Origin of the sequence: Natronorubrum aibiense (assembly GCF_009392895.1) — an archaeon.
In the GTDB taxonomy this organism is placed as follows: domain Archaea; phylum Halobacteriota; class Halobacteria; order Halobacteriales; family Natrialbaceae; genus Natronorubrum; species Natronorubrum aibiense.
The window spans coordinates 159,425-185,308 of record NZ_CP045491.1; the positions used below are offsets into that span (position 1 = coordinate 159,425).

Here is a 25,884-nt window from a genome sequence, read left to right on the forward strand (position 1 = left end):
AGGTGCTTCGACTGATGTTCTCTCCCCTGATCGTTCATCGCAACCAAGGACTGACTGATACTGTACGATTGAAGACACGGTTGGCTACGACCGTGTCTCCCGGAATAGTGACGATCGCGACCGAACGAGTACCACTGTTGGTTTCCACTGATCGAATATATGAGTCATCTTTTAGTTCGAACCGTACCACTCGCTGTTGCCTTGTAAGACGACATCTCCATTGTTTCCTATCGGTTTAATTCCAATATGAACGGTCTTACCCGCAGCGGGTCGGTAGTAATCCTATATTATTCTTACTGTATTGGTTCTCGAGGATCAATAGTACCGAGTAATTGTATATTACAAGCGGATTCTGAGAGAGTCGTCTAGAATATACAGTCACAACAATTGTATAATAACTACAGTATATTTTTCACATTCTATATCAAATCTAATTAGTATCGGAAGCATCTGTACTACACGATAGGAAAAGCTTATAATCTTATAATACTCCGTTTCGGTCACATGGCACGCGACACGACGGTATTGGATGACGATTCGAGCAGTAACAATTCGGCTAATAGAAGCGATACGACCGACAGTAATCCTGGATTACTGGATCGACGATCCTACTTGGGGCTAGCTGGTGTTTCCACCGCGGCCGCCCTCGGCGCAGTGACGACCGTCACTGGCCAAACTGACGGCGACTACGACGTCATCGAGGTCGGTGCTGGTGAAAAGTTCACCAAGCAACTCGAGGAAGGCGAAGTCTGGGAGAACAAACTCATCGACATCACAGCTAGCGGCGCCGAATATCAGATTCACACGCAGGGGAACAACTGCACGATCCGCAACATCGGTATCCGCGGTGAGTGGGACGGTGCTTTGAACCAAGAGCCGTTTCTCGCATACACTACCGACCCGAACGGCTCGGTGCTCGTCGAGAATATCTACCTTGGCGACGGCCACATCGCGACCACCTATCCCGACGGTAGCTCCGGCATCTTCGTCCCCGCATCGCATGCGGGGACGCTCACAGTTCGGAACCTCTACTATGCCGACAATCCCAGCAACGCCGTGTATGGCTCCTCGCCCGGGAACCCGTCGGAACATCCGAACCCCGGCGCGGGTGGCGACGTGATCATCGAGAATTCGTACTCGGAGAATCATTCGTCGGCGGCGTTCCGCGTCGGTACTGACGGCTCTCGTGTCGAAAACTGCGTGTCCGTCGGCGGTAACCGCGGTGGCTGGGCCTACTTCAACAACCCAACGTACCGCAACTGCGACTTCTCCGGTGCCAACATCAGTGACGTCTACGGTGGAAACGGCTCGTGGTCGGTTGACGGCACCGCAACTCTCGAGAACGTCTACGGCGATACCGCCAGCGGCAACGTCGATGGCGAACTCGCTGGCTCGGCTCGATACACCAGCCCCGAAGACGTCGACGGCGTTCCGACGACGCCAGAGGAGGCTGCCGCGGGCGGTGGTAGTGACTCGAGCGCCTCGAGTGACACGAAAAGTGCGCAGTCGAGCGACGATGAGGACGACCAGTTGCCAAACGTTTTGCTCGTTAACGGGAGTTCGGACGACGTGACCCGCTACGAGTTCGAAGTCGGCGGTGAGGTCGTGCCGTCGAACGAAGAGGGCGCGACGATCGACGACGAAGATACGATCGACGGTGCTGCCGTGCAAGGGAGTGTCGCAGACTGGAAGGATGCCTTCCGTTTCAGCGGCGACCTCGAGCAGCTCACGGTCGACGGGCCTGGAACGGTACTGGTCAACGATGACGAGGTCGACCCGGCCGACTACGGCGAGGACCTGCCCCACGCCCTCGAGATCGAAGGGCAAGGATCGCCGACGAGTTTCGAGATCACCGTCGAAGGGACGATCGACCTCGCTGATGGCGCCGACCCGGACGGCGAGGCGACGACGATTTCCGGCTCGACTGTCCAGAGTTCGGTCACCGACGGCAGCCAGACGTTCCGCTTCTCGGGTGCGCTGACCGACGTCACGATCATCGACGGCGAGGCGACCGTCTCGATCGACGGCGACCAGATCGATCCGGCCGACTACGGCGACAACGAGCTACTCCCTCACGCACTCGTCATCGACGGCACTGATGCCGACGAGCCGAGTACCTACGCTTTCGAGGCCAGTGGTGCCGTCGTCAAAGCCACCTATCGGGATGCCTCGATCGACGACGAAGACGTTATCGAAGGCAAAGCCGTCCGCGGTGCAGTGGGCAACTGGCTCGACGCCTACTGGTTCGACGGCGACATCGAGGACTTCCGCCTCCGTGGTGGGGCTGCTATCGACGTCCAGTACAACGTTCGCGATCGGTGATCGGTAGGACTCGAGTCGGGTAACACGCTTTCATCCCACTCGACATATTCGCGTCGTTCGGTGTCGAACGTCCGGGCTACGGACCTGACCGACACGACGACGATCACTGATTGCTGACAGTCCCTGGTTTGCAGTACAGTGATCCCTTCACACTCTCCGAAGGTTCGACCGCCACTATTTTCACTGTCGTCTGCCGTTTTGCTACGATGGCACCGCCTCGAGCGCTAACTCTCGGCTGGCGAATGCCGTCTCCTGTTCTGCGAGCATGATCGCAGCGCTCACCGTGAGGAGGTTGTAGATCTGGTGTTGACCACAAGAACTGGTGTCGTTTGCGAACGTTCGGATCGTGTCGACGTCCAGATACTGATCGAGAGCCGGTGACTGGGTGGTGTACTCGGTGAGCAGTCGAGCGATATTCGGATGATACTCCGAACTGACCTCGCCGCGGTAAATCACGCGGGCGACGTCCTCGAGCGATGGATGTCGGCCGAGAAACGAGAGTCCGTACTGAACGACTTTGTACCGGGGCGAGGACATCGGCGTGCCGAAGTCGGCGTCGTCGAATTCGATCGCCTGCGGCCACAGCTCCCGGAGGAACTCCCGGTACAAGCGGTTGTGTTCTTTCTGCTCGTCCGGCACGTTCATCGCGTATCTGAAGAACTCAACCGAATAAAACGGCGACGTACTCCAGAAGAAGTACCGGTTCCGATCCTCGCCCTCGAACAGCCAGCTAAAGCCGCGCTCGTGGGTGAGGAAGTGGACGTACTTCCGCTCGAGGTTCGTCTCTGGGTACGCGTCCAGCGTCGCAGCCACCTCGGCGACGATCTCGCTTTTCTCGAGGCCGGTGATACTCGCAACCTCGTCGAGCGACAACAGGCTGTTTTTGGCGATCGTGTACGACACCAACTCCTCGCGCGTGGACAGTGACTTCGCGGGACTCAGATCGGGGAGCGTTTTATCGCCGCCGTCGCCAGTGTAGTAGGTGCTGTTTGCCCCGTAGGTGGCTTGCAGCTGCTCGAAGAAGTCGATCAAGAACGACAGACCCAGATGATTGAGTCCTCGCTTGATCGTGAGCAGTGTCTCCGCGTTCGAGGTCTTGACGGGATCGACGGGGAACAGTTGCCAGTCGAACTCGAGCGTTTGACTGATGTCGCGTGCGATAGAGGCGTCGGCGCTCGTCTCTCGCGTCGTTTTGAGAAACGTCGCCGCGGAGCACGGCTGGTCTAGGGAGTGGAAGGCGGCTGCGATCGACCGGGAGTCGTGGCCGCCGCTGAGTGAGAGTACGTTCTTTCGGCTCACGTCGCTTCGAACGGCACAGGACGTGCGGAACTTCTCGGCGAGGGCGCTCGCATTTTCCTCGAGGGATTTGTCCGCGTGATGAGGTGTGTCGAAATCGAATTCGGCAACGGACCGAAACGAGGTGGTGCCGTCGGACTGAACCGTCACCTGCGTTCCCGGCGGCACCGTCTTGATGTTCTCCCAGAGCGTTCGATCTCGTAGAATATATCCGAAGAGGAGATACTGGGCGATTCCGTGCCGGTCGAACTCGAGATCTCCAAGCGGTGATTCGAAGAAGAACCCGATTTCGCGGGTCAATACGGGGCCGTGTTCTGTATCCGAATAGTAGACGGGGAGTCGGCCAAAGATATCGTTGAGAAGCACGAGTGTGTCAGTTGCCTTCTCGACAGCGTACAGCACGAACTCGCCGTCGGTCTCCGACAGCCAGGTCTGCAGTTCCTGCTGTGGCTCCGTCCCTGTTGATTCGAAGAGCTTCGGCACGATCGCCTCGAGCGTTTCGGAAAGCGAGGCGCCGGTTCCGGTCTCGTAAATCTCTCCTTCGAGACAGATCCAGTACTCGTCAGTTTCGAACTCGACGATCGGATAGGAGGGATAGCTCGTGGAGCCGATCGTCCACGGCTGCCCCCGTCGATGTATCGTCCGTGTATAGTTATCGAAATAGCATAACTCCTCGAGCGTTCGGTCGAACCCGTCCGCTCGATCCGTAGATTGCGCGTATTGAATGCTGACTCCGGGCATATTCATACACGCTTTCATATATGGCTTTGTTATTCACGAATTAGAATATCTGATTTTGATGCCTACTAGAACGTAGGGTACAATTGGCGTTCTGGCGTTCTGACATGGTTGATTGTTAATTTTTCTTCGAGGGAGTGACTGCTCGCGATGATCGATATCGCTTCGCTCGTCGTTGCTGATCTCGTCGGTGGCTTCGATTCCAATGACGTTGTCATCTTCAACCTGATGGGGAACGGTATCGATGTGCCGTTCCCGTCGCTTCGACGTGGATTCCAGAACCGGACGGAAAGTTTCCCACCAACCGCCTATGACTCCGCGATTGCGATATGCTGTTGCGAACGGAAAACGACTCGAATTCAGCCGCGACGTCGGAGACGTCGCTGATCAATGGGTAACTCGGACATAACAATTGAGCGGACTAGGTTGGACACAAACGACACTATCGCCACATGACTCTCAACTCCGATACCATCGATAGAGCGTTTGTTCTCGGAATCGACGGCGTCCCCTGGGATCTCATTCACGAGTGGATCGCGGCCGGTGAACTGCCGAATTTCGGTACGCTTCTCGGGGAAGGGGTCGGTGCCCCGCTCGAGAGTACGACGCCACCGACGACGCCGTTGGCGTGGCCGTCGATCGCGACGGGCGTCTGGCCGGACAAACATGGTATCTACGGCTTCAAACGCGTCGAGTCGGATTATACGCAGGAGATGTATACGAGTGCCGCGCTCGACCGGCCGCCGCTGTGGGAGTTGCTGTCACCGGCGACCGTCGGGAACGTCCCGATGACGTATCCGGCCAGCGAACTCGACGGCACCATGGTTTCTGGCATGATTTCGCCGTCAATGAACTACCGTTTTACGCATCCGCCCGAGTTTGTCGACGAGCTCACAGGCCGGATTCCGGAGTACCAGATCGGCCTGAATTGGTACGACTACGCCGACGAGAAAGACGCGTTCACGGAGGATCTCGCCTCGCTCGTCGCTGCCCGACGGTCGCTGATGGACCAACTCATGGAGATCGACGACTGGCGGCTGTTCTTTTTCGTCTACACGGCCCCAGACCGGCTCCAGCACCTCATCTGGGAAGAAGACGTCATCCTCGAGCACTACAAACAACTCGACGATATCCTCGGCGATGTCCTGGAGTACGTCGACCGCCACGAGGCGAATCTGTTCGTCGTCTCCGATCACGGTTTCGGCTTGATCTCGAAGTTCGTCCATCTCAACACTGTGTTGGCGAACGAGGGGTATCTCACCAGAAAAGGGGCGCGTGGCACGCGCAACTCCCTCGAACGACTCGGAATTACGAAGTCGACGCTCCACGAGACGTTCCAGCGGCTCGGAATCGACGACAAGCGACTCGCCAAACATCTCCCGAAGCAACTCGTTGATGGCGTCGCAAAGCAGGTTCCCGGCGATCACAGCCTCTATGACGTCGATTTCTCCGAGACCGTCGCGTTCGCGTATGGACCGAGCTACGTCTACATCAACGACACCGAACGGTTCGACCAGGGAATCGTCTCGCCGTCCGACATTCCGTCGATCAAACGAGACCTGCAGGCGCTCTTTTCGAACGTAACCGATCCCGACACTGGCGAGCGGGCGCTGGACGTACACGACGGCGACGACGTCTTCCCGACGGACGAGGCCAGTCCCGATCTGGTCGTCGTCGGCAAAGACGGCTACGAGGAGAAGATGACGATCGATACGGATGTCTTCGCGCCCGCCGGTGCCAAAGCGGCCAGTCACCGGAAACACGGTGTGTTCTTCGCCCGCGGTCCCGATATCCGCGCACGCGATTCCATCGACGGCTTGTCGGTCGTCGATGTTGCGCCGACGGTGCTTCACAGCGTTGGCGAAGCGATTCCCGACGACGTTGACGGCGAGGTCCAAACCGAGATCGTCGCCTCGGATGCGGAGCCGTCTGTCCGCAAGGCCGAGTCCGCGAGACAGTCCGGCTCAGCAACTGACGAGACTGTCGATGAGGACTTCGGCGACGTCGAGGATCGGCTTCGTGGACTCGGCTACATGGAGTGATGGCGTCGAGATCGACATGTAATCACGGCTGAGCCTGTGAGTGTTCGATCACCGCTGCTGTCTTCTCGAGGCTGTGTCTCTCGACTTTTTGACTGTTCGCTACTCAGCTGTTATCTGTGGTGACTTATGATTGTCTGTTACAAACGACGACGATAATAAACTCGTTTCAGCACTCGAGCCGACGATCCGGTGCTACGGTCAGGTCAACTGCGGTCAGAACAGTTACTTTAGCGAACCTGAGAGCTTCTGATACGCCGACTTCGCCAGCGTCATCTCGAGCCCCTCCGACTCCACGACGTAGTACGGCCGCAACTCGCCGTTGAACTTTCCTTTGTACTCACAGAGTCGTTCGGTGTTGGCCCCGACGAGGTCGTAGCCCGTCACCGACTCGAGGGCGGGATCGGTGACGATGTCCTCAAGGATGGCGCGGTGGAGGAGGTTGTTGACGCTGACGTGTTCGTAGGAGGCGGTGACGCCGCCTTGCCAGTAGTAGGCCAAGTCGGGCGAAACCAGCGTGATGATTCCGCTTTTATACGTCCCGTCGGGGGTTCGGGCCGCGTACACGCGCCACCGATCGTCGTCCAGACTCGAGAGCAGGTCGCGCAGGAACGGGCGGGTCATCGGGGCGGTATCGTCGTACTCCTCGTACTGGTCGACGACGTCGTCGTAGACCCGGAGGGCGGTGTCGATCCCCTCGGTGTCGATCGTCAGATCGAGTTCGTCGTAGCGGCGCATCTCGTTTCGGAGGCTCTTGCTGAATCCCGACATCGCATCCTCGAGGTCGGCACAATCCTCGAGGTCGACGACGTACGTAAATTCGGGCTCCATCGAGAACTCGTTCCAGCCGTACGGCCGGGGGTCGGCATACTCGAGCGGGCAGGTCATCCGGAACAGCGTCGACCGTTTGTCGGTCTCGAGATCGTCGGCGACCGCGTCGGCCAACTCGCTGTTGATTCGTTCCCACTTGCGGCGTTTCGGGCTGTTGGGGTTGATGATCGGGCCCAGCCGAGGGACGCCGAGCGAGAGCGGCGGCGAGAACACCGTTCGGCCGACCGATTTCTCGTCGACGAACACCGGTAACAGGCCGACGATCTGTTGGCCCTTGGCCGTCCCGTAGAGTCGCAATTCGGCGTCGACGTGGGCGTCGAGCACGGCGAGTGCGTCCGGATCGTGAAACACTTCGTATCCCGACCGCGGTAACGCCTCGCCCCACTCTTCGAGCGTCAGTCGTTCAGTCTCCATGTGGGTCATCGTGTGGTGACTATTCGTTTTGTTATCGCGTTGTTACCGCGTGTAACGGCGGCTGTAACCGCGTGTCGATGGCAACCGAGACACACATAACCGGCCGCCGGACCTTCTGGGGCTGGTCACGCCTCGAGCGTCATCAGAATGCGACGCCAATCCTCGCCTGCTCGAGCCAGCGAGAACGAGGCCCGAACGTCGGTCGCGTTCGCCGCGAGCGCGTCGCGCTCGTCGGGCTCGTCCAGACACCGAGCCATCGCGGCCGCGAACGTCGCTGGCTCTCGGTCGTCGACGACGAGGCCGTTGTGGCCGTCGTCGACGACGTCCGGAATCGACCCGACCGGCGGCACCACGGGCGCGAGCCCAGTCGCCATCGCCTCGAGCATCACCAGCGGCAACGCGTCACGACTCGAGGTGAGGACGAACATGTCTGAGCGATGGTAGTGGGTGAGTGGATCGTCGACCCAGCCGACGAGGTCGATCCGGTCGCTAACCCCCAGCCGATCGATCTCTGCGACGACGTCGTCTCGAAGTGCGCCGTCACCGACCATCGCTGCCCGGAACTCCCGGCCGGTTGCATCGAGTTCGGCGACCGCGTGGACGAACCGTATCGGATCTTTCTCCTCGCTGAAGCGGCCGACCCAGACGAATTCGTAGTCGGAGTCGACGTCGTCCGCGGGCGGTCGGTAGGTCTCGACGTCGATCGCATTGGTCAGGATCTCGACGCGGCCCGGAGCGACGCCACACCCGACGAGGCGCTCGACGTGATCCGTTCCGGGGACGGAAACCGCGTCGAACTGCCTGAACGCCCATCGGGGGCCAGCACCGTACCACTCTCGTGCGTGATGGTCGAGGTCGATACCGATGATGCCGAGGTGGGCCGGATAGCCGTAGAGCGCTTTCAGGAGCAGCGCGTAGATCCCATAGGGAACGAGCGAGATCGACGCGACCGCGTCGTACTCGTTGCGATAGCCTTCGTAAAGGGCGAGGAAAAACAGGAGGACGATCCGAACGATCCGTGGGCCGACGTCCGGCACCGGCACGGCGGTCGCGCCGTCGATGTCGGTGTCCGGATCGAGACACACGAGCGTCGTCTCGCCGGCAACGTCCGCGAGCGGCCCGTAGTGGCGCTCGTTTTTGTGTGCCAGTCCCGTGATGACGAGGACGCGCATTTCCTCGGGACTGGTACCAGTCGCGGTGTGTGTTCCCTGGTGCTGGTCTCGGTCGGCAGTCGCTCGAGAGTGCGGCCCCTCACCGTCGCTAGTCGATGCTGGCTCGAGAGTGGTCGCGTCGTTCGTCGCCGTCGATCCGGGTGCGGGCCGGCTCATGAGCGCAGCGACACCCGTTCGCGTTCAGTCTCCACGCTCGACTGTTCGTCTGCTCGATCGTGGATCGCCAGCAGGAACGTCGACAGCGCGTACGACATCCACCCCTGACACCACCGCATCAGCGTCACTCGCTTCGTGTGGTGGCGATACTTCCGGTAGTAAAACTGCCCCTCCTCGACTTGGAGGTTCGCGAGCACCCACCGAAGGATTCGTTCGGCAAACTCGAGGTCGCCCTCGCGCGCGAAAACTAACATTCCTTGCGTGCTGGCGTGGATGTCGCGTGGATAGGCGTTCGCTTCGTCGAAGTTCGGCGCGCCGTCGAGTTCGAACAGGTCGGTTCGGTAGAACTCGAGCGCGTCCGCGAGTGTCTCGGCGTATCGGTCCGCATCGACGACGTCGCGGTAGCGCTGGAACGCCTCGATCACGAACCCGTTGTGGTGACTGTCCATCGAGAGGTGTGACGCCGATGCGGGCAGCCGGTACGGCCAGCCGCCCACGTCGGTCTGGTTGGCTGCGATGTGATCGAGGATCTTCGTCGCCCGCTCGTGGAGTTCCTCGTCGCCGAAGTGCTCGTAGAGGTCGATGAGCATCCCGGCCCCCAGTGCGGCCGCGTTGACCGTGTAGGAGTCCTCGGGATGGTTCATGTGGTAGTCGATCTTCGCCCCCTCCTCGACTTCCCGGTAGTTCAGATCCTCGACCAGAAACGCCGTCGCCGTGCGGGCGATGTCGGCGTACTCGTCGCCGAGGCCGTGCTCCGTGGCCCGCAAGAGCGCTTTGACCGCGTACGCCGTCGAGACGATATCCGGATCGCTCGGCATGCCTTTCGTGTGGAAGTGTTGGATTTCGTGTCGGTGACCGCCACAGAAGCCGCTGTATCCCGTGATCTGTTTCTCGAGGAGCCATTTGGCGAGTCGGTCGGCTTCGGCGACTGGATCGAACGCGAGGTCGTCGACCTCGCCGCGGTGACTCGCGAAGTCGTAGTAGTTGAGATTAGCCATCGCGAACAGCGCCGCTCCCTTGTAGTTTCGCCGGTGCTCGACGCGTAACAGCGGTCTGACGTCGACCGGCGTGCGTTTGACGACTTCCTGGACGACCAGATTGAGCACGCGATTTTCGAACGGCAATGCCTGCAGGAGCTGGCTACTCATTCCGTCTCCGTAATCCGGACCTGTGTAGTCCCGACGACGGGCGTACGCGAGGGTCGAATCGAGAACCGAAACGTAGTGCTCGATATCTCGAGGATACCAGGATGACGCGGCCTGTCCGTCCGACTCGGGAGACGTTTGCGACTGCATTGCTCGCATTCTCAGAACATATTCACATTATTATACGCTCGCTACCGCCCTCGCCTGCGAGACAGGGATCGACTGTCATCGTTCCGGGTTGCCGTTACATTCTGTACGAGCTAGATAACAATCCCACTTGATAGGAAACCTGTCTCTCATGCGAGGGTGCTATTCAGCATGAACTACCTGTTTTTCACGAACACCCCGGCACACGTCCACCTGTACAAACACGCGGTTCGACGGCTGCGCGACCGCGGCCACGAAGTCCTCGTTCTCGCTCGAGATTACACCTGCACGGTCGACTTGCTCGAGTGGTACGATCTGCCCTACGTGGTCTACGGTGTCTGTGGAACGTCGAAAGGCTCGTTGTTGAGTCGCCTGCCGGCCCACTACGCTCGGGCGATCACGCACGCTCGACGATTCGATCCGGACCTCGTCTTCGGCATGGGCGGGTACGCAGCACATACCGGCGCGGTAACGCGAACGCCGACGGTGTTGTTGATCGATTCCGAGCCTGCGTCGTTCGATCACACGATTTCGACGCCCTTCGCGCGTACTATCCTCACACCGAATACGTTCCGGAAGGATCTGGGCGAGAACCACTACGTGTTCACCGGGTTCAAAGAGTGTGCGTACCTCCACCCGGAAACCTACGAGTCCGATTCGTCGGTTCGAGAGCGACTCGGTCTCGAGGCCGACGAGCCCTACGCCCTTCTCCGGCTCAACGCCTTCGGCTCGCAACACGACGTCGGGAAACGGGGGCTCACGGACGAGGACTGTCGACGGCTTGTCGACCGCATCGGCGACGACGTGACGGTGCTCGTCTCTGACGAGGGCGGCGACGCCGACCTCGAGGGACTTTCGGCTCGCTCCTTCGACCTCCACCCCGCGTTGATGCACGACGCGCTCGCCGAGGCCGACCTGCTCGTTGCCGATACGCAGACGATGGTTACCGAAGCAGCGCTGCTCGGCACGCCGGCGATTCGGTCGAACTCTTTCGTCGGCGACGACGACATGGGGAACTTCGTCGAACTCGAGAACCGGGGCCTGATTCACAACGTCGCGTCGGCCGACGCGATCCTCGATCGGGCCGTGCCGCTGCTCGAGGCCGACGATACTGCCCAGACGTGGCAGCGACGGCGCAACGCCTTGCTCGCCGAGAAGGTCAATCTCACCGACGTCATCGTCGACGTTGCGCTCAATCTGGGTGCCGTCGACGACCTTGAGCGACTTGAGCAGTTCGGGCAGACGCCGGAATCCGAGCCGGCGACGTCGGTCGGTGTTGGCGGCGACTGACGTCACTGGTCAACAGCCACTATCTTCGTTCTCGGGCAGCGATCACCGAGTGTCTCTTCCGTTTTTACGAACGGTTCTCGAACGTATCGGACCGAATCGTGTTGTGCCGTCTTCAGACGCCGATGACCATTCGATTCTCGTGATCACAATCGATAGCAGACGGTCACCCGAGCCCTGAATGGCCGTTTTTGTTGTGTCCGGATGTACGCCCGATAGACATGAGAGACGACAGCAATTCGATGCGAGGGCGGATCGATCGACGATCGCTACTTACTGCCGGGACCACTACACTGGCAGGCGTGGGAACGCTGTCGTCGGCAGCGACGGCACAAAACGAACGGGACGGGACTGCCGATAGCGCCGACGAGAAGCGACTGGCACAGCAGGACCCGGCGCTGCTGCAAGGGCCAGGGGAGCTCGAGTCGGGTGAGACGGTCGACGGCGAGTTTACCGGCGGTGAGGTCGGCCACATCTACACGTTCGAGGCCACTGCGGGCGACCAATTGAGCGCGGAGGTGTCGCGAACCGGCGGGCAGGGCCAATTGGCGTTTTATTTAGCCGACTCGATCGATGGCGGACCGGGATACACGTTGGATTCCGTCAGCGTCGAAGTCGACAACACCGATTCCTTCACCGGACAACAGGGACCGTTCGTCCTCTCGGGCGTGGCGCAGGTGACGGGGACGCACTCGATTATCATCATTCCCAGCCCCTATCCGGAGGGTATCGGTCAGTACACGATAACGTACGTCAATGATGGGTAATAGTCCCGAATTGGCTGCCGCCTCGTCGCTTAGCGTTCGCGATTGCGCACCGCCCACAGCGTGGTGAGTAACGCGATCGCCGCGACGGCGACGCCGATCTCGAAGCCGGGGATCGACGATTCGGACCCCGTCGACTGCTGTTGGGCCACGGTGACGGACTCGAGCGAGTCGACCTCGGCTGTGAACTGGTACGTCGTGCCGGATTCGTCGCTCAGCGTCGTCTCGGTTTCGACCCACTCACCGTCCTCGGCCGCGTAGAGTGCGACGTCCGCAGGATCGAGTCCCTGTTCCTCGAGGAGATCCGCGTCGACGCTGAACGTCACTGTCGCCGAGGCTGTTGACACGGCGTCGCCGGTTATCGTCAGGTGTGACAGCGAATCGACCCCGGCGGGCGAGTCCGGAAGCCCCTCGGGCTGGCTGTTCTCGAACGTCACCGTGGTGCTCCCCTCGACTCCGGTCAGTTCGACCGTCTCGAAGGTGACGCCGTCTTCCGTACCGGCCGTCGATTGCAGTGGAAGCTGGTCGTCAGCCGACGCGCCTTCGATGCTCGCTGTCGTGCTGTCATCGGTTCGGTCGTACGTGACCGATGGGCTGTCACACGTTCCGGTCCGGATCGTTACTGGCTCCTCGAGCGACTCGAGCGTCGTTCGATCAGGATCGTCGGCGTCGCCGGAGAGGACCTCCCACTCTTCGATCGTTCCGTTGCCGTGGAACTCGGGATCGTACAGGTCCTCGTTGTCGTAGTGTTCTGCGTCCTCGTTGAACGCCGGATGAATCGTCACGGCGAACTGATCGTTGAGACCGCCCTGAATCGCCCCACCGTCAGTTCTGGATTCGCTCCAGATCCAGGATGCAGCGGCCCAGCCGTCACCGTTGTCCCACTCGGCCATGTTCGATTCGCCGTCGTAGAGATCGTCCTGGACGACCCACTCAGCCTCGGCTGGCAGGCCAACGATATCGAACGTGGCGGCGCCACCCTCGGTGTCGCCCTCGAGTCGATCGTTGACCATGACGAGGCTCATTCCGTCGGTTCCCTCGTGCAAGAAGAGCAGACTCGTATCGTCTTCCTGTAAGTGCTGGGTGCCGTACGAACTGTACATTCGATCCTCGTCCTCGGAGTGTGTTTCGTGATTCCGGTAGTCGTAGAACGACTCGACCGTGCCGTTGCTCGACAGCGGTTCGATCGGCTGACAGGAATCACCCTGTTCGACGACGTAGCTGTCTGCCGGTTGGAGACTCGCCTGTGCGGCACTCGTCCCCGTATTTGCGGCAGAGAGCTGTACGATCCCTCCGATGCCGCCGACCACCAGCAGCGCGGCGACGGCGACGGCAGCCAGCGCGTTCGCCCTCATGGCCGATCCCTCACGTTGGCTCGAGGAGCCGTCGGTGACGTCCCGTCGACCGAGTTACCAGCTGACTGTGTTTCAGTCGGTTGCGTGTCGTCCGCGCCGTCGATGTCGACGGCCTCGCGGAACGCGCCGGGCGAGCCGATCCACGCGCCGAGTTCCTGTGCCCGCTCGAGGAGCCAGCGATACAGCGTGCGGTGGCCGGGGAACTCCTGTTCGTTGAAGTATCGAGGGTGCCAGAGCACCGTCATGACGGCGTCGTTGGCTGCAGCCTCCGTCAGCAGTCGCTCGCAGACTCGACGGGCAGCCTCGAAGCTCGTTCCGGGGTCCGGCAGCGCTTGATCCATGATCGTCAGCGGGAAGACGACAAACCCGTCGTCGAACGGTCTGAGCGGCTGATAGCAGCCGTGAAAGCCACACTCCGTCGTCGAACCGAGGCTCGCGTCGTACTCGAGGCCGATCTCCCGGTGGTGGTGCCACGTCTCGGGCACGCTCAGCCGGAGGTGGTGCTGGCGGCCACCGGTGACCGACTCGCCGAGGACGGCCTCGAGTTCGCGTTTCTCGTCCCGCAACCGATCCCGATCGGTTGGCGAGTGATAGGAGCCGTGGAGACCGACTTCCCAGCCGCCGGCGTCGAGCGCCTGGATGACGGCGCTGATCTCGTTGCTGGTGATGTCGTACCGACCGAGGTGTTGCACCCAGTTCGACGGCGAGACCCACTCGCTGACCGGCCGGTCCGCGAGGAGGTGCTGCTCGTCCAGGAAGTAAAACGCCGATCGAACGCCTAACTCGTCCTCGAGTTGCATGAGTTCGCCGAACTGCCAGTACGGGTTCGACGACGACAGTGCCGTTCGGAGGTGATAACGGGGGCGTTCCTGTGTCGCGTAGTACAGCGACCGAATGCCTTTGTACGGCCGATCGACGTCGTGAGTCAGACAGAGCGCGAACTCGGCGTCGTCGGGGAGGGCGTCGACACGCGAGAGCTGTCCGTCCGCGGATCCGTCACCGGACGGCAGCCGTATCCGTCGGCCACGCCCGTCGACGACCGGACTCGAGTCCTGACTCGCTGGACTCGACCGGTCGGCGTCGCTGCTCATTCGCTCACCCACCGGGCGATCCCGGTCAGACGAGCTACAGCGTACTCGACGGCGGAACCGTGTGACGTCGCCCGTCGTCGCCACGGCGTCGCGAACGGTCCCGGTGGATTTCGTCTGTCGTCTCTCAAGAGACGATCGGTCCGGATCGTTTCGCTCATTACAGTGTTACTATCACCGGAACCAATAGGATAGTAAACGACGACATTACCGTCGTATTGGATGTCCATAACGAACGGATCGATTGTTCTGCAGCGATGAACAGTACCGTCCAGAGATACAACGTCGCTCCCTGTTCGAAAGATGGCTACTATATTCGACAGAGTTTGGATGGCGATTTGGAGTCACGCACAGGTCAGGGTCTGTAGCTGTCTCGATGACGTAAGTCATTGTATTGTCGAGTAACGCCAGAAGTTCGAGAAATCGATAACTACGGAGCTTCGATCCATCTCCGGAATTTTCGGTGTGACAGGAGACCGGTAACGAGTCTGTATCGATGGAACAGTACCCATAACAAAACTTCATACAATTGTGGATTTCGGATGCCACGATGACACAACACTTCCGCCGACATTCTTGTGATCGTTGTACACCTATCGACGGTCGCTTCACGTCTGCTCTTGCTGATGCCCACGTTCTGATATTCAATGTCTGTCACTGAGAAAATCGTTCACGGGGTGAAGGTGACATTCGTCTCCCGCGCCGTGAACATGACTGCCAACGGACTTCTCATTTACCTCCTTTCCAGCGTGTTGCTGGATCCAAACGGCTATGGACTCCTGTTTCTGACGATTTCGATTATCGGTGTCGTTCAACTGTTCGGCGATCTCGGGCTCGCAGGGTCTGCGGCGCGGTATATCGCCGAATTCAAGGAATCGGATCCGAGCCAGGTCCCCCACGTCCTGTCGATTGCGTTGCGGTATCGGCTTCTGTTGATCACTGGGACCGTTTTGGCGGTCGTGCTTACGCGAGATATTGTCGTGACTGTCCTCGACGAACCTGGACTCGAGTTGTTATTGCTTGCCGGGGCAGGATTACTCGCGTTCCGATCGTTATTAACTTTCAGCTCTTTGACTTTTCAAGGTTTCAATGCACTCAAACTGAGTGCCGTTATCAACATCGTGAACAACCTCGGGCGACTTGCACTCGTTGTCGGCTTCGTGACACTCGGATGGGGCGTCGTTGGTGCGCTTTTGGGATACGTAGTTGGGGCGGCCGTCGCCGCTGTTCTCGGTCTCGGTCTCCTTTACGTTCGGTACTATCGCTCGTACAATATCGCCGATGCGCCCGAGCCAGGACTCCGGCGCCGCATTCTCGAATACAGTATCCCGCTAACGGTCTCGCGAAGTGCAGGTGCTATCTCCGCGCAGATCGATATCATTCTGATCGGATTCTTCATGAATCCCGTAGCTGTGGGGTTCTACACGCTCGGTAAGCAAATCTCAGAATTCGTACTGGCACCTGCACAGTCGATTGGGTTCGCCATCTCTCCAACATTCGGAGAAGATAAAGCAAACAGTAAGCTGGATCGTGCCGCTAGACTCTACGAATCGACCGTCCAGTACGTGCTCCTCTTGTACGTCCCTATGACGATTGGTGTCTTCGCGACTGCGGAACCAATGATATTACTGGTGTTCGGGCAGGAGTACGCTGGCGCGGTTCCTGTGATCCAGGTACTCAGTCTCTTTATTCTTGTGCAGTCGCTCACGCTTGTTACGACTGATGTACTCGATTTCCTTGGGCGAGCTCGGATGCGGGCGATCGCGAAGGGAGTCAGTGCAGTCGCCAATCTAGGACTAAATATTCTTCTTATCCCAGTGTATGGCGTCGTCGGTGCGGCCGTAGCAACGGTGGTTACCTACAGCGTGTATACGATGGCAAATCTCTATATTGTCCATTCTGAACTTGACCTGCGGGTAGCGTACTTGGGAGGGGTGGCAATCAGGACTACTGCGATCTCATCGGTGATGGGGCTGAGCGTCATGATGCTTGCTCCACATATCGCCGGTATTGTCTCACTGGCCAGTGTGATTCTGCTGGGTGCCGCAATCTGGGCAATCCTGGCGACGGCTAGCGGCCTGTTCGATCCCAAAGAAACTTTCGCATTATTGACGTGAGTGGGAGACAGAATTATTTGTAGTGAATCCGACCGTGCGGCTACAGTTTCCTAAACTATAGTAGCCACCGACCGTCACTGCTCACCGCGTCGTACGACAGCTGTGAGATGTGTGTTACCTCGTTTCATTCATCATCATTATAACCTGTCAGACACTATTTCCGTTGATTGGATGGTCTCTCAGACCGACTGTTGCTGGGAATCCGACTCACGACGAACCGTTTTCCACCGAGGAAACACTCTCGCAAAACGGGGGCTCCGTCCGCGAGCCAGACGAGCGCTGCGAGCGCTGCCAGCCCGAGTTGCAGCCAGATGTACGTCGATAGCTCGCCCGCCAGTAGGTCCTGCTGGTACTGGCCGAACAGCCGCGAAAACTGCTCGAGAAAGCCCTGACTGTGGTCGTTCGTGCTGACCGTCTCGACGGGCCAGAGCATCAGTTCGGGATACGCGTGCCCGCCTCGGAGGTAGCCGTCGAGCACGTCCGATGGCAAGTGCAACAGATAGCCGAGCCCGAACGCGATCCCAGCGGGTGTCCGCCCGGCTGCTCGAGCCAGCACGCCGACGACGATCGCGAGCGGAATCGCGAAGAAAATCGAGTGCCCAAGCGCATACCCCGCTTGAAACACGCCGAACTCCCAGGCCAGCGGCTTATCGATGAGATCCGGGAGAACCGACGCGAACACGGCCGCAAACGCCGCGAGCCCGGTCGGCGACTCTCGGTAGTAGAGCCGACTGAACAGTGAGTAGGCGAGATAGCCGACGATCGCGTGCTCCCATGGCCACATCAGGGAAACGCAGCCGCCTCGAGTGGTTAGTTATGGGCGCGGTAATGGCTGCCTGTAGCGATGCGAGCCGGTTTAGGATCGGTCGGCGGTCAATCTTCAATCGGCCCTGCGGTGTCGCTCGAGGTCGACTCTGTCGCTCGAAGCCGCTTACGACTCGACCTGTTGCTCGAGGTGGCGGACGATTCGCGTCGCCGCGTTGCCACTGCCGTAGAGGTCGGGCTTTGCCGGTGGATCGGCGGCGGCGCGGACGGCGTCGACGATCTGTGTCGTGTTCGCGCCGACGAGTGCGTTCCACCCGGCGTCGACGGTTTCCATCCACTCCGTCGTCTCACGAAGGGTCACACAGGGCGTGTCCAGGTAGAACGCCTCCTTCTGGACGCCGCCGGAGTCCGTCGCGACGCAGTTGGCTCCCTCGACGAGCGTGATGAACCGACCGTAGTTGACAGGGTCGATGACGTCGGTCGCGGTCGTCGCACGGTCCCAGAGCCCGTATTCGTGCAGTGCGGCGACCGTCCGCGGGTGGGCGGGGAAGACTACCGGGGTGTCGAGTCGGTCGAACGCGTCGATGATCGCCTCGAGTCGATCCCGGTTGTCCGTGTTCTTGGCGCGGTGGACCGTCGCGAGGACGTACTCGTCGGGAACGTCGCCCGCGTCGACCCCGTTCGTGTGGAGTTCGTCGCGAATCTGGAGGAGCGTATCGTACATCACGTCGCCCGTGATGAACACGCCGTCGGTAATTCCCTCCTGCTCGAGGGTCGCTTTCGCGTGGGGTCCGGGGGTAAACAGCAGATCGGAGCAGTGATCGGTGAGCCGTCGATTCACCTCCTCAGGCATCGACCAGTCGTGGGATCGCAAGCCGGCTTCGACGTGGGCGAGCACCGGGGACGACGGCGATTTCGCCGCCACGAGCGCGCCCGCGAGCGTCGAGTTGGTGTCGCCGTACACGAGGATTACGTCGGGCAATTCGTCGTCGACGATCCGTTCTAACTCGGTCATCATCGCGGCGGTCTGGCGGGCGTGAGAGTCGGAGCCGACACCGAGGTGAAACTCCGGCTCCGGCAGGGCGAGTTCGTCGAAAAACACCTCGGAGAGTTCGGCATCGTAGTGTTGGCCGGTGTGAACGAGCAGTTCGTCGTGCTCGCCTCGCAACTGCTGTGAGACGGCCGCTGCCTTGACGAACTGCGGTCTGGCACCGACGATCGACAGGATGTCCATCAGCGTCCCACCTCGTTCGATCGGTCGCCCCCGATGCTCATTGGGTGTGCGTCGGCGTCTGAGGCGCCGCTCGAGTCTCCCTCGAGCGGTTTGCCGGCATCCGCTGGCACGATCTGCCGACGGCTGTGTCGGTTGTACTCGGTCGAATAGTCGCTCCATTGCCCTCGAATCATACTCTGGTTGACCATCTGTCACCGCGACAGACACGGGCTTAGTAAATAGTCGGATAACGGACACTCAGTTTTGGCGGAGAGAATCTCGGCCTGACACGTTCGCGATCGAGTCGTTGGCTAGGACTTACGGTGTCCGGAATATCGGATCGAGATACCGGGCCGGTAGGCCCTCGAGCCGATTCCACAGTCGGTGTGGCCATGGTCGAACGGTCGCGGCGTCCCCTTCGGACTCGAGTCGGACGGTCGTTGCTGGTTCCGACGTGCGTTCGAATCGGTCGCGTGTGTCCGAGCGTGCGCCCGCTGTGACCACGGAGCCGACGAACGTGACGACGCTGACCGCTGCAGTTGCGATGCCAAACAGTGTCTTGTACCGGGTCATTGGTCTCACTTGGTGTTCCGTATGGTCGAGCCACCGCCGTCGACCGCCGCCCGCTGCGTTCGGTCAGGGTTGGCGTCTCGGCATACGGTTCTCAACTGAACATCATTGGGTCGCTTAATTATAGACGTAGTTATGTGTCACACGGGTACCCTACCGGCCTTTCTCCCCGTTGAAGCGGTCGTCTCACGCGCCAATCGAACATCGAGTGAGTATGCCACAGGTACCAATTTCGACGGCGGACTCGACCAACCACTGACCGTACGGTATCGGAGCCACTGAACGTCATTGCACACCGCATCGCACGACGGCTGTGCGATCCGTGTGTCACTCGGTTCAGTCGTTACTATCGGCGTAGTTTCCACATACTGCGAGTAGCGGCACTCTACAGTCGGCCGCACTGGTCGTCTGATGCGGTCAACCCTGCTCGAGTGACGCCAGTACCGCGACAGTGCTGTCTCCGTTCACCCCGGTCACTCCATGTAGCCGAGTCCTTTCAGCCGGTCCTCGACGTCGGTAAAGTCGTCGTCGACGTCTTCACCGTGTTCGGTTTTCGAGACACCCGTTCGCTCGACTTTGGTCGCTGCGGGCGTACTCTCCTCGTCGAACGCGTCGAACAGCACACGTCCGTCTGCGTTTTTCGGGACGGGTTCGCCGATGCCGTGTAGCAGGGTCGGGGCGATGTCGACGACGCGTGCACCGCGAAGCGTTGCGCCGGCCTCGACTGATGGTCCACGACAGAGGACGATTCCCTCTTTGCGGTGACTTGCTGCGTACGTCCCGGTGTCGCCGGTCGGCTCGCCAGTCAGTGCATTGCGAGCCTCGTAGACCCCTCGCCCGTTGACGATCAGATCCGGCGACCCGTCGTCGGTCGGGAACAGGTCGTCGCCGTCGAAGACGTCGAGCATCCGCGCGCCGCTGTCGTCCGTCACCGACTCGAACAGATCGGTTAGTTCGGCTTTGATCGCCGGAATCTGATCGGGATCGACGACACCGTTTTCGAACCGTCCAGTGTCGTTTACATAACAGTTGCCGGAACCGTGGACGAACGCGACCGTCTGATCGTAGTCGACGTCGTACAGCGCGTGATCGCCCGGAATCTGTTCGGCAACCGAGTCGACGAGCGCCCGGGGAAGCGTCGAGACGATCATCTCCTCGGAGATGCCGAGGCGATCGAGCGCGCCCGTGATGCGGTCTCTCGAGATGCCGAGACTCGCGAGTGCGCCGCGAGCGCCGTCGTCTTCTTCCCGGAACAGATAGCCTTCCCGCTCGAGGAAGTGATTGACGTAGACCAGTTCCTCGATCGGGCCGAACCCGTGGTCGGAGACGACGTAGAGGTCGGCGCCATGGCGATCCGTATACGCCATCACCTCGCCTAAGATCTCGTCGAGTTTCTTGTAGTGGGCGAGAAGCCGATCCATGTCCCAGATGAGGTGCTGGAAGCGGTCTGGGGCCGTGTAGACGAAAAAGAACAGCCGCCAGTCGTCGCCGGCCTCGTCCATCTGCAACTGCATGAGTTCGCGGCGGTTCGCGAGCATGTCGTCGACGGCGAGCTCGAACTCGTCGAGCCTGTCAGCGTAGTCGGGGTAATCGAGACTGATCTCGTAGTCGGGGATTCGCGACTCGATTTCGGACTTGAGTTCCGGCGGATGTGTGTACGCTTTGTCCGTCGACGGGGTCATCATCCCCGTCACCATCGTGCCATCGATCTCTCGGGCTGGATAGGTCATCGGGACGTTGCCGACGTGGGCCGGCGACACCTGTTCCCAGAGCGCCGGTTGTTGGAGATCGTGGCTCGTGTACATCTCGTGGGAGTAGCCCGACGAGAGATTTTGGAACCCGTAGATGCCGTGTTTGTCTGGCCAGACTCCAGTTGCGATCGACGGCCACGCGAGTGGCGTCGTCGCGGGCTGTGTGCTCTCGAGGGTCCCCGAGGCGCCGTCGTCGCGCATTCGGGCGAAGTTCGGGAGTTCACCCTCGTCGCTCCACTGTTCGATAAGATTCCACGGTACGCCGTCGAAACCGAGCACGAACGCTCGCTCGGCTGTCGAAGAGGACCTGCTCATGATTGGATATTGAGACGTTTGTGACGCCTGCTGTCCTGCAGATACCGAGATGACTGCTTTGTTATGGGGATATTTCACGCCACTTCCTCCAGTGAGTGGTCGATTTAGTCGTTCTACTGCCGAAATTCACCATATACTGTACGACGGTTTCATCGGCCGTACTGTCGCACTACATCGCCCGTTATCGAAGCTATCAACGCTGAAAGGTAACCCATAACAAAACCGTCCGTCGGACAGCATCGCTCTATGAATCACGTGCTATGGCTGTCTACTGGTGGTGGATCCCGTGGGTAGTGTCGTTCTCTCCCTGGATGCCGAGCTCGGCTGGGGGTTTCACGATCTCGCGGATCCACCGTCCGACCGCGTCGAGTCGGGCCGTCGTGGCTGGTCTGTGATGCTCGAGTTGCTCGAGGAGTTCGACGTCCCGGCGACGTGGGCCGTCGTCGGCCACCTCATGCTCGATTCCTGCGACGGCACTCACACTGAGCACCCGACCCCAGAGGGCTGGTTCGAACGCGAACGCGGCGAGTGGCAGGACCGTGAGGATCTGCGGTTCGGACGCGACCTCGTTACCGACCTTCTTGAATCCGATGTCGACCACGAGTTCGCCAGTCACACGTTCTCGCACGTGCTGTTCGGCCACCCACAGACGGATCGCGAACTCGCCGCTGCTGAACTCAAGCGCAGCATCGAGGTCGCGACCGAGTGGGACTGTTCGTTCGAGTCGTTCATCTATCCGCGAAACGCCGTTGGGCACCGCGACGTCCTCGCCGAGTACGGCGTCTCCACCTACCGTGGGTGGACGCCGAACCGTGAGGGGGCACGTGCCGTGTTCGATTCGATGGTTCGCGACCAGTCACTGCTCGTTGAACCCTATATCGACGACTACGGGCTGGTGAACGTGCCAGCGTCGCTGTTTCTGTTCGGCTTCGAGGGTCCGGCCCGGACCGTCGCGGAGTCGATTTGGGAGGACCCGATGGTCGCGCTGGCTCGCCGCGGTATCGACGAGGCTGCGGCCAACGACGGCACGTTCCACATGTGGCTCCACCCGAACAACCTGACGACCGAACGGGACGACCAGCGCATGCGGGCGATTCTCTCCTATCTCGAGCGCCGACGGGCGGAGGCCGACCTCGCCGTCGAAACGATGGCCGACGTGGCCCAGCGAGTTCGGCACTCACGCGGTGTCGACGGCGTGTCAACACGGATCGATACGCAGGCCAAAGCGAGCTGGAACTGACCGCTTCCTTGCGAACGGCTTGCACGATGGCCTCGAAGGGGCGTACTACACCTGTGGATATGAAAACGATAACAAAGCCCGCAGCGGGCCCGGTCTGGGGCAGATGCCACCAACAGTTCTCGGCCGATGGACCGACTCGAGCGCGCTCTCTCTTGGCGTCCTCGGCGTCGGAAATATCGGCATGGTACACCTGAAATCGGCACTCGCGATGCCCGACGTTGACGTCGTCGCGGCTGCCGATGCGCTGCCGGCTAACCGCGACCGAGCCGAACGCGCCGGTGTGGCCCGCACGTACGACGACTATACGACGCTGCTCGACGCCGAAGACCTCGACGTGGCGGTCGTCGCTCTTCCACCGTTTCTCCACGCCGACGCCGTCGAGTGTGCCGCAGACGCTGGGGTCGACGTTTTCGTCGAGAAACCGCTCGCTCGCTCGACTGACGAGGCCGACGAGCTGCTCGAGACGGCTCGCGAGGCGGGTATCGCTGTCGGCGTCGACCACACGCTTCGCTACCAGCCCGACATGGAAGGTGTCAAGGCCGACTACGACGACGGCACCGTCGGGCACGTTCCCTACGCCTCGATCACGCGACTCAACGATCACCCGCTCGGTCGCCCACCCGCCGACGATGCGCCGCCGGAATGGCCGCTCGATCCCGACGCCGCCGGTGGCGGCTCGCTGATCGAACTCGGCGTTCACTGTTTCGACGTCCTCGAGTGGCTCTTCGGCGACCTCGAGGTTCGGGACGCGACGATGGGCCAGAGCTTCGACATTCCCGCCGAAGACGCCGCGACAGTGTTGCTTCAGGCGCCGGAGACGGGAACGACGATCTCGCTCCACTGCGGGACCTACCAGTGGGAGCAGCTTCCGGAGGTCAACACGCGCTTGCGACTCGAGGGGATCACGGGGTCGATCAGCAATCAGGACCACCTGCCCGAGAACTTCTACGCGAGCGCAGCGACGGCGGCACTCTCGAACGTCGCGAGCCGGTTCACGAACAGCGAGCCGGACGTCTTCGGACCGACGTTCTACCTGCAGGCCCACTACAACGCGCTGGAAGATTTCTGTGACGCCATCCGGGACGGCGAGACGCCACCGGTCGACGGGGCCGACGGCCGGCGAACACTCGAACTCGCCGAGACTGCCTACGAACTCGCCCAGGAGGCCGACACTGAGTCACTCGAGATCCCGGAGGTGCTGTCGTGAGCGTTCACGTTGCCGCCGTCGATGCCTCCGAGCGACGAGGTGGGTGGACGACCGACATCGACCGGCGGCTGGCGATCCTCGAGTCGCCAGTTCGTGCCGTGCTCGAGCCCTACGCCGATGCACTTTCGGATGCCGACCGAATTACACTCGTACCCGACGCTCACTACCCGTTCCATCCGTCGACGGGAATGGTCACCGATCCCGCCGTGCTCGGGACGATCGCCGCTGTGCTCGAGACACGAACCGACGCCGACATCGCCGTCGCCGGGGCGACCGACGATCGCATCGCGTTCGACCGCGCCGCTGGCTATCTGGGCTATCCGTCTGTTCTCGAGCGGTTCGACGCGACGCTGGTCGACCTCGCAGACGAACCCCGGCGGAATCGTGTCGTCTCGGTGCCGGACCAGCAGCTCTCGGTATCCGTCCCAGAACGACTTCTCGAGAGCGCCGTCGTCGCCGTTCCGTCGCTTCGTCCCACTCGAGACGGGCCCGTCGCCGGGGGAATGCGCACACTCGGGCGACTCGCCGCGAGTGTCGCCGACGCCGACCTGACTGCTATCGGCACGACACGGGCTATCGAGCCCGCATTCACCGTCCTGGATGCGACGACCGCCTACGGTGGTGATCCGATTGCGGCCGACACGCTGGTCGCGGGGCCGACACCGCAAGTCGACGCGATCGGTTCGTCGTTACTCGGCCGCTCGCTCGAGGACGATCCGGTGCTCAGACACACGCTCGATGCCGACGAGCCGGCGATCACTGTCGAGAGCGCTGACGACGCCGCTGTCGATCTCGCGGCGCTTCGCCGCCGGTTGCCCGACGGCGAGTTGCCGCCGCCCGACGACACCCATCCGGCCGTCTCGACTGCCTACCGACTGTACGCCGCGGTGGCCGGCGATGCCGTCCCGCCACAGCTGGAGCAACGCCGATGACGGGCCAAACTGCGGCCGTCACCGGCGCGACGGGGTTTCTCGGCACGCGACTCTGTGATCTCCTGCTCGAGGCCGGGTGGGACGTTCGCGGCCTGAGCCGGCCGACGTCGGATCGTGGCGACCTCGAGGGCGTCGATTGGCACGTCGGCGACCTGTTCGACGATGAGACGCTGCGAGCGCTGGTGGACGGCGCTGACGTTGTCTTCCACCTCGCCGGCGTTAGTCTCTGGAACGCAACTCCGGAGCAGGTCCACCGGGTCAACGTCGACGGGACCGAAAACGTCCTCGAGGCCTGTCGCGACGTCGATGCTGGACGACTCGTCTTTACTAGTACGGCCGGGACGCGCCGGCCGCCCGACGATCGACTGGTTGCGGACGAAACCGACGTCGCCGAACCCGTCGGAGCCTACCAATCCTCGAAGGCACGGGCGGAACGGCTGGTCGATCAGTACGCCGAGACCGACGGTGAGGCCGTCACCGTCCATCCGACGTCCATCTTCGGCCCCGGCGACGAGGCTTTTACCGCCCAGTTGCTTTCGATGGGCGTCGACCCGACGATGCCGGCCCATCTCCCCGGCGGACTGAGCATCGTCGGCGTCTCCGACGTCGTCGACGGCATCGTCGCAGCCGCCGAACACGGTGTGAACGGCGAGCACTACCTCCTCGGCGGCGAGAACCTCACCTACAATCAGGCCGTCTCGAGGATCGCCAACGCCGTCGACGGCTCTCCCGCTCGAATCCGCGTCCCGGCGACGGCGATCCACGCCGCCGGGCCGGTCGCCGAGGTCGCGAGTTCCGTCGCCGGTATCCGAATGTTCCCGTTCGACCGGCAGATGGCCCAGCTCGCGACCAAGCGGCTGTTTTATTCCTCGAGCAAGGCCAGCGAGGAACTCGGCTACGACTACCGGCCGCTCGAGGCCCATCTGCCGGAGACGATGGCGTGGTACCGGTCCGAGTGCTAGCTGTCGGTCCGTGTTCACCCCGACGTCTAGCGAGATGGGTTCTGATCGAAACCGTACC

General features: G+C 61.0%; 19 protein-coding genes. 9 read left to right on the forward strand and 10 right to left on the reverse strand.

Annotated features, from left to right (window positions below):
• Positions 1 to 504 precede the first annotated feature (504 nt).
• The gene (locus GCU68_RS20875; protein WP_152944572.1) at positions 505 to 2,322 is read left to right on the forward strand and encodes a hypothetical protein; all 1,818 of its coding nucleotides are present in this window, start codon (positions 505 to 507) and stop codon (positions 2,320 to 2,322) included.
• A 201-nt stretch (positions 2,323 to 2,523) separates the two neighbouring features.
• On the opposite strand, the gene GCU68_RS20880 is transcribed toward GCU68_RS20875, so the two are convergent.
• A complete protein-coding gene (locus tag GCU68_RS20880; protein ID WP_161991535.1) occupies positions 2,524 to 4,359 on the reverse strand; it encodes an asparagine synthetase B family protein in 1,836 nt (611 codons plus the stop codon).
• A 449-nt stretch (positions 4,360 to 4,808) separates the two neighbouring features.
• On the opposite strand from GCU68_RS20880, the gene GCU68_RS20885 reads away from it, so the two are divergent.
• On the forward strand, positions 4,809 to 6,398 hold the full coding sequence (locus tag GCU68_RS20885) for an alkaline phosphatase family protein (protein ID WP_152944574.1): 1,590 nt from the start codon (positions 4,809 to 4,811) through the stop codon (positions 6,396 to 6,398).
• Positions 6,399 to 6,620: 222 nt separating this feature from the next.
• Here GCU68_RS20885 and GCU68_RS20890 read toward each other — a convergent pair whose 3' ends face one another.
• The 3 genes from GCU68_RS20890 to GCU68_RS20900 form a co-directional block, all read right to left on the reverse strand.
• On the reverse strand, positions 6,621 to 7,640 hold the full coding sequence (locus tag GCU68_RS20890; RefSeq protein WP_152944575.1) for a GNAT family N-acetyltransferase: 1,020 nt from the start codon (positions 7,638 to 7,640) through the stop codon (positions 6,621 to 6,623).
• A gap of 125 nt (positions 7,641 to 7,765) precedes the next feature.
• Positions 7,766 to 8,968 (reverse strand): glycosyltransferase, encoded by a 1,203-nt coding sequence (locus GCU68_RS20895; protein WP_152944576.1) that lies wholly within the window; start codon positions 8,966 to 8,968, stop codon positions 7,766 to 7,768.
• A complete protein-coding gene (locus tag GCU68_RS20900) occupies positions 8,965 to 10,263 on the reverse strand; it encodes a prenyltransferase/squalene oxidase repeat-containing protein (protein ID WP_152944577.1) in 1,299 nt (432 codons plus the stop codon). Before GCU68_RS20900 ends, GCU68_RS20895 begins: the two co-directional genes overlap by 4 nt.
• A 168-nt stretch (positions 10,264 to 10,431) precedes the next feature.
• Here GCU68_RS20900 and GCU68_RS20905 point away from each other — a divergent pair, with 168 nt between their 5' ends.
• Together GCU68_RS20905 and GCU68_RS20910 are read left to right on the forward strand one after the other, a co-directional pair.
• The gene (locus tag GCU68_RS20905) at positions 10,432 to 11,550 is read left to right on the forward strand and encodes a DUF354 domain-containing protein (RefSeq protein WP_152944578.1); all 1,119 of its coding nucleotides are present in this window, start codon (positions 10,432 to 10,434) and stop codon (positions 11,548 to 11,550) included.
• A 218-nt stretch (positions 11,551 to 11,768) separates the two neighbouring features.
• Entirely contained in the window at positions 11,769 to 12,314 is a 546-nt protein-coding gene (locus GCU68_RS20910; protein ID WP_152944579.1) for a hypothetical protein, read from the forward strand.
• Between the two features lie 29 nt (positions 12,315 to 12,343).
• Here the strand turns inward: GCU68_RS20910 and GCU68_RS20915 are convergent, their stop codons facing one another.
• Both GCU68_RS20915 and GCU68_RS20920 read right to left on the reverse strand, forming a co-directional pair.
• Positions 12,344 to 13,666: a PGF-pre-PGF domain-containing protein gene (locus GCU68_RS20915; RefSeq protein ID WP_152944580.1), complete on the reverse strand. Its 1,323-nt coding sequence runs from the start codon at positions 13,664 to 13,666 to the stop codon at positions 12,344 to 12,346.
• A complete protein-coding gene (locus GCU68_RS20920; protein WP_152944581.1) occupies positions 13,663 to 14,757 on the reverse strand; it encodes a polysaccharide deacetylase family protein in 1,095 nt (364 codons plus the stop codon). The genes GCU68_RS20915 and GCU68_RS20920 overlap by 4 nt, the downstream gene beginning before the upstream one ends.
• 644 nt (positions 14,758 to 15,401) lie before the next feature.
• Here GCU68_RS20920 and GCU68_RS20925 point away from each other — a divergent pair.
• Positions 15,402 to 16,871 carry an oligosaccharide flippase family protein gene (locus GCU68_RS20925; protein WP_152944582.1) on the forward strand — a complete coding sequence of 490 codons (1,470 nt, stop codon included), beginning with the start codon at positions 15,402 to 15,404 and terminating at the stop codon, positions 16,869 to 16,871.
• A 154-nt stretch (positions 16,872 to 17,025) separates the two neighbouring features.
• Here GCU68_RS20925 and GCU68_RS20930 read toward each other — a convergent pair whose 3' ends face one another.
• From GCU68_RS20930 to GCU68_RS20945, 4 genes are all read right to left on the reverse strand, one after another.
• Positions 17,026 to 17,655: a metal-dependent hydrolase gene (locus GCU68_RS20930; RefSeq protein WP_152944583.1), complete on the reverse strand. Its 630-nt coding sequence runs from the start codon at positions 17,653 to 17,655 to the stop codon at positions 17,026 to 17,028.
• A gap of 147 nt (positions 17,656 to 17,802) precedes the next feature.
• Entirely contained in the window at positions 17,803 to 18,870 is a 1,068-nt protein-coding gene (gene wecB / locus GCU68_RS20935; RefSeq protein ID WP_152944584.1) for a non-hydrolyzing UDP-N-acetylglucosamine 2-epimerase, read from the reverse strand.
• 297 nt (positions 18,871 to 19,167) lie between these two features.
• Entirely contained in the window at positions 19,168 to 19,422 is a 255-nt protein-coding gene (locus GCU68_RS20940) for a hypothetical protein (RefSeq protein WP_152944585.1), read from the reverse strand.
• A gap of 470 nt (positions 19,423 to 19,892) precedes the next feature.
• Complete coding sequence (locus GCU68_RS20945; RefSeq protein WP_152944586.1) at positions 19,893 to 21,485, reverse strand: alkaline phosphatase family protein; 1,593 nt, start codon at positions 21,483 to 21,485, stop codon at positions 19,893 to 19,895.
• Positions 21,486 to 21,771: 286 nt separating this feature from the next.
• On the opposite strand from GCU68_RS20945, the gene GCU68_RS20950 reads away from it, so the two are divergent.
• The 4 genes from GCU68_RS20950 (at position 21,772) to GCU68_RS20965 (ending at position 25,826) form a co-directional block, all read left to right on the forward strand.
• Positions 21,772 to 22,725, forward strand: coding sequence for a polysaccharide deacetylase family protein (locus tag GCU68_RS20950; RefSeq protein WP_152944587.1), 954 nt, complete (start codon positions 21,772 to 21,774; stop codon positions 22,723 to 22,725).
• A gap of 103 nt (positions 22,726 to 22,828) precedes the next feature.
• Positions 22,829 to 23,932 carry a Gfo/Idh/MocA family protein gene (locus GCU68_RS20955; RefSeq protein ID WP_152944588.1) on the forward strand — a complete coding sequence of 368 codons (1,104 nt, stop codon included), beginning with the start codon at positions 22,829 to 22,831 and terminating at the stop codon, positions 23,930 to 23,932.
• Entirely contained in the window at positions 23,929 to 24,864 is a 936-nt protein-coding gene (locus GCU68_RS20960) for a DUF362 domain-containing protein (protein WP_152944589.1), read from the forward strand. Before GCU68_RS20955 ends, GCU68_RS20960 begins: the two co-directional genes overlap by 4 nt.
• Entirely contained in the window at positions 24,861 to 25,826 is a 966-nt protein-coding gene (locus GCU68_RS20965; protein WP_152944590.1) for an NAD-dependent epimerase/dehydratase family protein, read from the forward strand. The genes GCU68_RS20960 and GCU68_RS20965 overlap by 4 nt, the downstream gene beginning before the upstream one ends.
• Positions 25,827 to 25,884: the final 58 nt, after the last annotated feature.

Bases quoted from the DNA above. Each gene is read 5' to 3' on its own strand.
- GCU68_RS20875 (WP_152944572.1), top strand. From the start codon at position 505: ATGGCACGCGACACGACGGTATTGGATGACGATTCGAGCAGTAACAAT.
- GCU68_RS20880 (WP_161991535.1), bottom strand. From the start codon at position 4,359: ATGCCCGGAGTCAGCATTCAATACGCGCAATCTACGGATCGAGCGGAC.
- GCU68_RS20885 (WP_152944574.1), top strand. From the start codon at position 4,809: ATGACTCTCAACTCCGATACCATCGATAGAGCGTTTGTTCTCGGAATC.
- GCU68_RS20890 (WP_152944575.1), bottom strand. From the start codon at position 7,640: ATGGAGACTGAACGACTGACGCTCGAAGAGTGGGGCGAGGCGTTACCG.
- GCU68_RS20895 (WP_152944576.1), bottom strand. From the start codon at position 8,968: ATGAGCCGGCCCGCACCCGGATCGACGGCGACGAACGACGCGACCACT.
- GCU68_RS20900 (WP_152944577.1), bottom strand. From the start codon at position 10,263: ATGCAGTCGCAAACGTCTCCCGAGTCGGACGGACAGGCCGCGTCATCC.
- GCU68_RS20905 (WP_152944578.1), top strand. From the start codon at position 10,432: ATGAACTACCTGTTTTTCACGAACACCCCGGCACACGTCCACCTGTAC.
- GCU68_RS20910 (WP_152944579.1), top strand. From the start codon at position 11,769: ATGAGAGACGACAGCAATTCGATGCGAGGGCGGATCGATCGACGATCG.
- GCU68_RS20915 (WP_152944580.1), bottom strand. From the start codon at position 13,666: ATGAGGGCGAACGCGCTGGCTGCCGTCGCCGTCGCCGCGCTGCTGGTG.
- GCU68_RS20920 (WP_152944581.1), bottom strand. From the start codon at position 14,757: ATGAGCAGCGACGCCGACCGGTCGAGTCCAGCGAGTCAGGACTCGAGT.
- GCU68_RS20925 (WP_152944582.1), top strand. From the start codon at position 15,402: ATGTCTGTCACTGAGAAAATCGTTCACGGGGTGAAGGTGACATTCGTC.
- GCU68_RS20930 (WP_152944583.1), bottom strand. From the start codon at position 17,655: ATGTGGCCATGGGAGCACGCGATCGTCGGCTATCTCGCCTACTCACTG.
- wecB (WP_152944584.1), bottom strand. From the start codon at position 18,870: ATGGACATCCTGTCGATCGTCGGTGCCAGACCGCAGTTCGTCAAGGCA.
- GCU68_RS20940 (WP_152944585.1), bottom strand. From the start codon at position 19,422: ATGACCCGGTACAAGACACTGTTTGGCATCGCAACTGCAGCGGTCAGC.
- GCU68_RS20945 (WP_152944586.1), bottom strand. From the start codon at position 21,485: ATGAGCAGGTCCTCTTCGACAGCCGAGCGAGCGTTCGTGCTCGGTTTC.
- GCU68_RS20955 (WP_152944588.1), top strand. From the start codon at position 22,829: ATGCCACCAACAGTTCTCGGCCGATGGACCGACTCGAGCGCGCTCTCT.
- GCU68_RS20965 (WP_152944590.1), top strand. From the start codon at position 24,861: ATGACGGGCCAAACTGCGGCCGTCACCGGCGCGACGGGGTTTCTCGGC.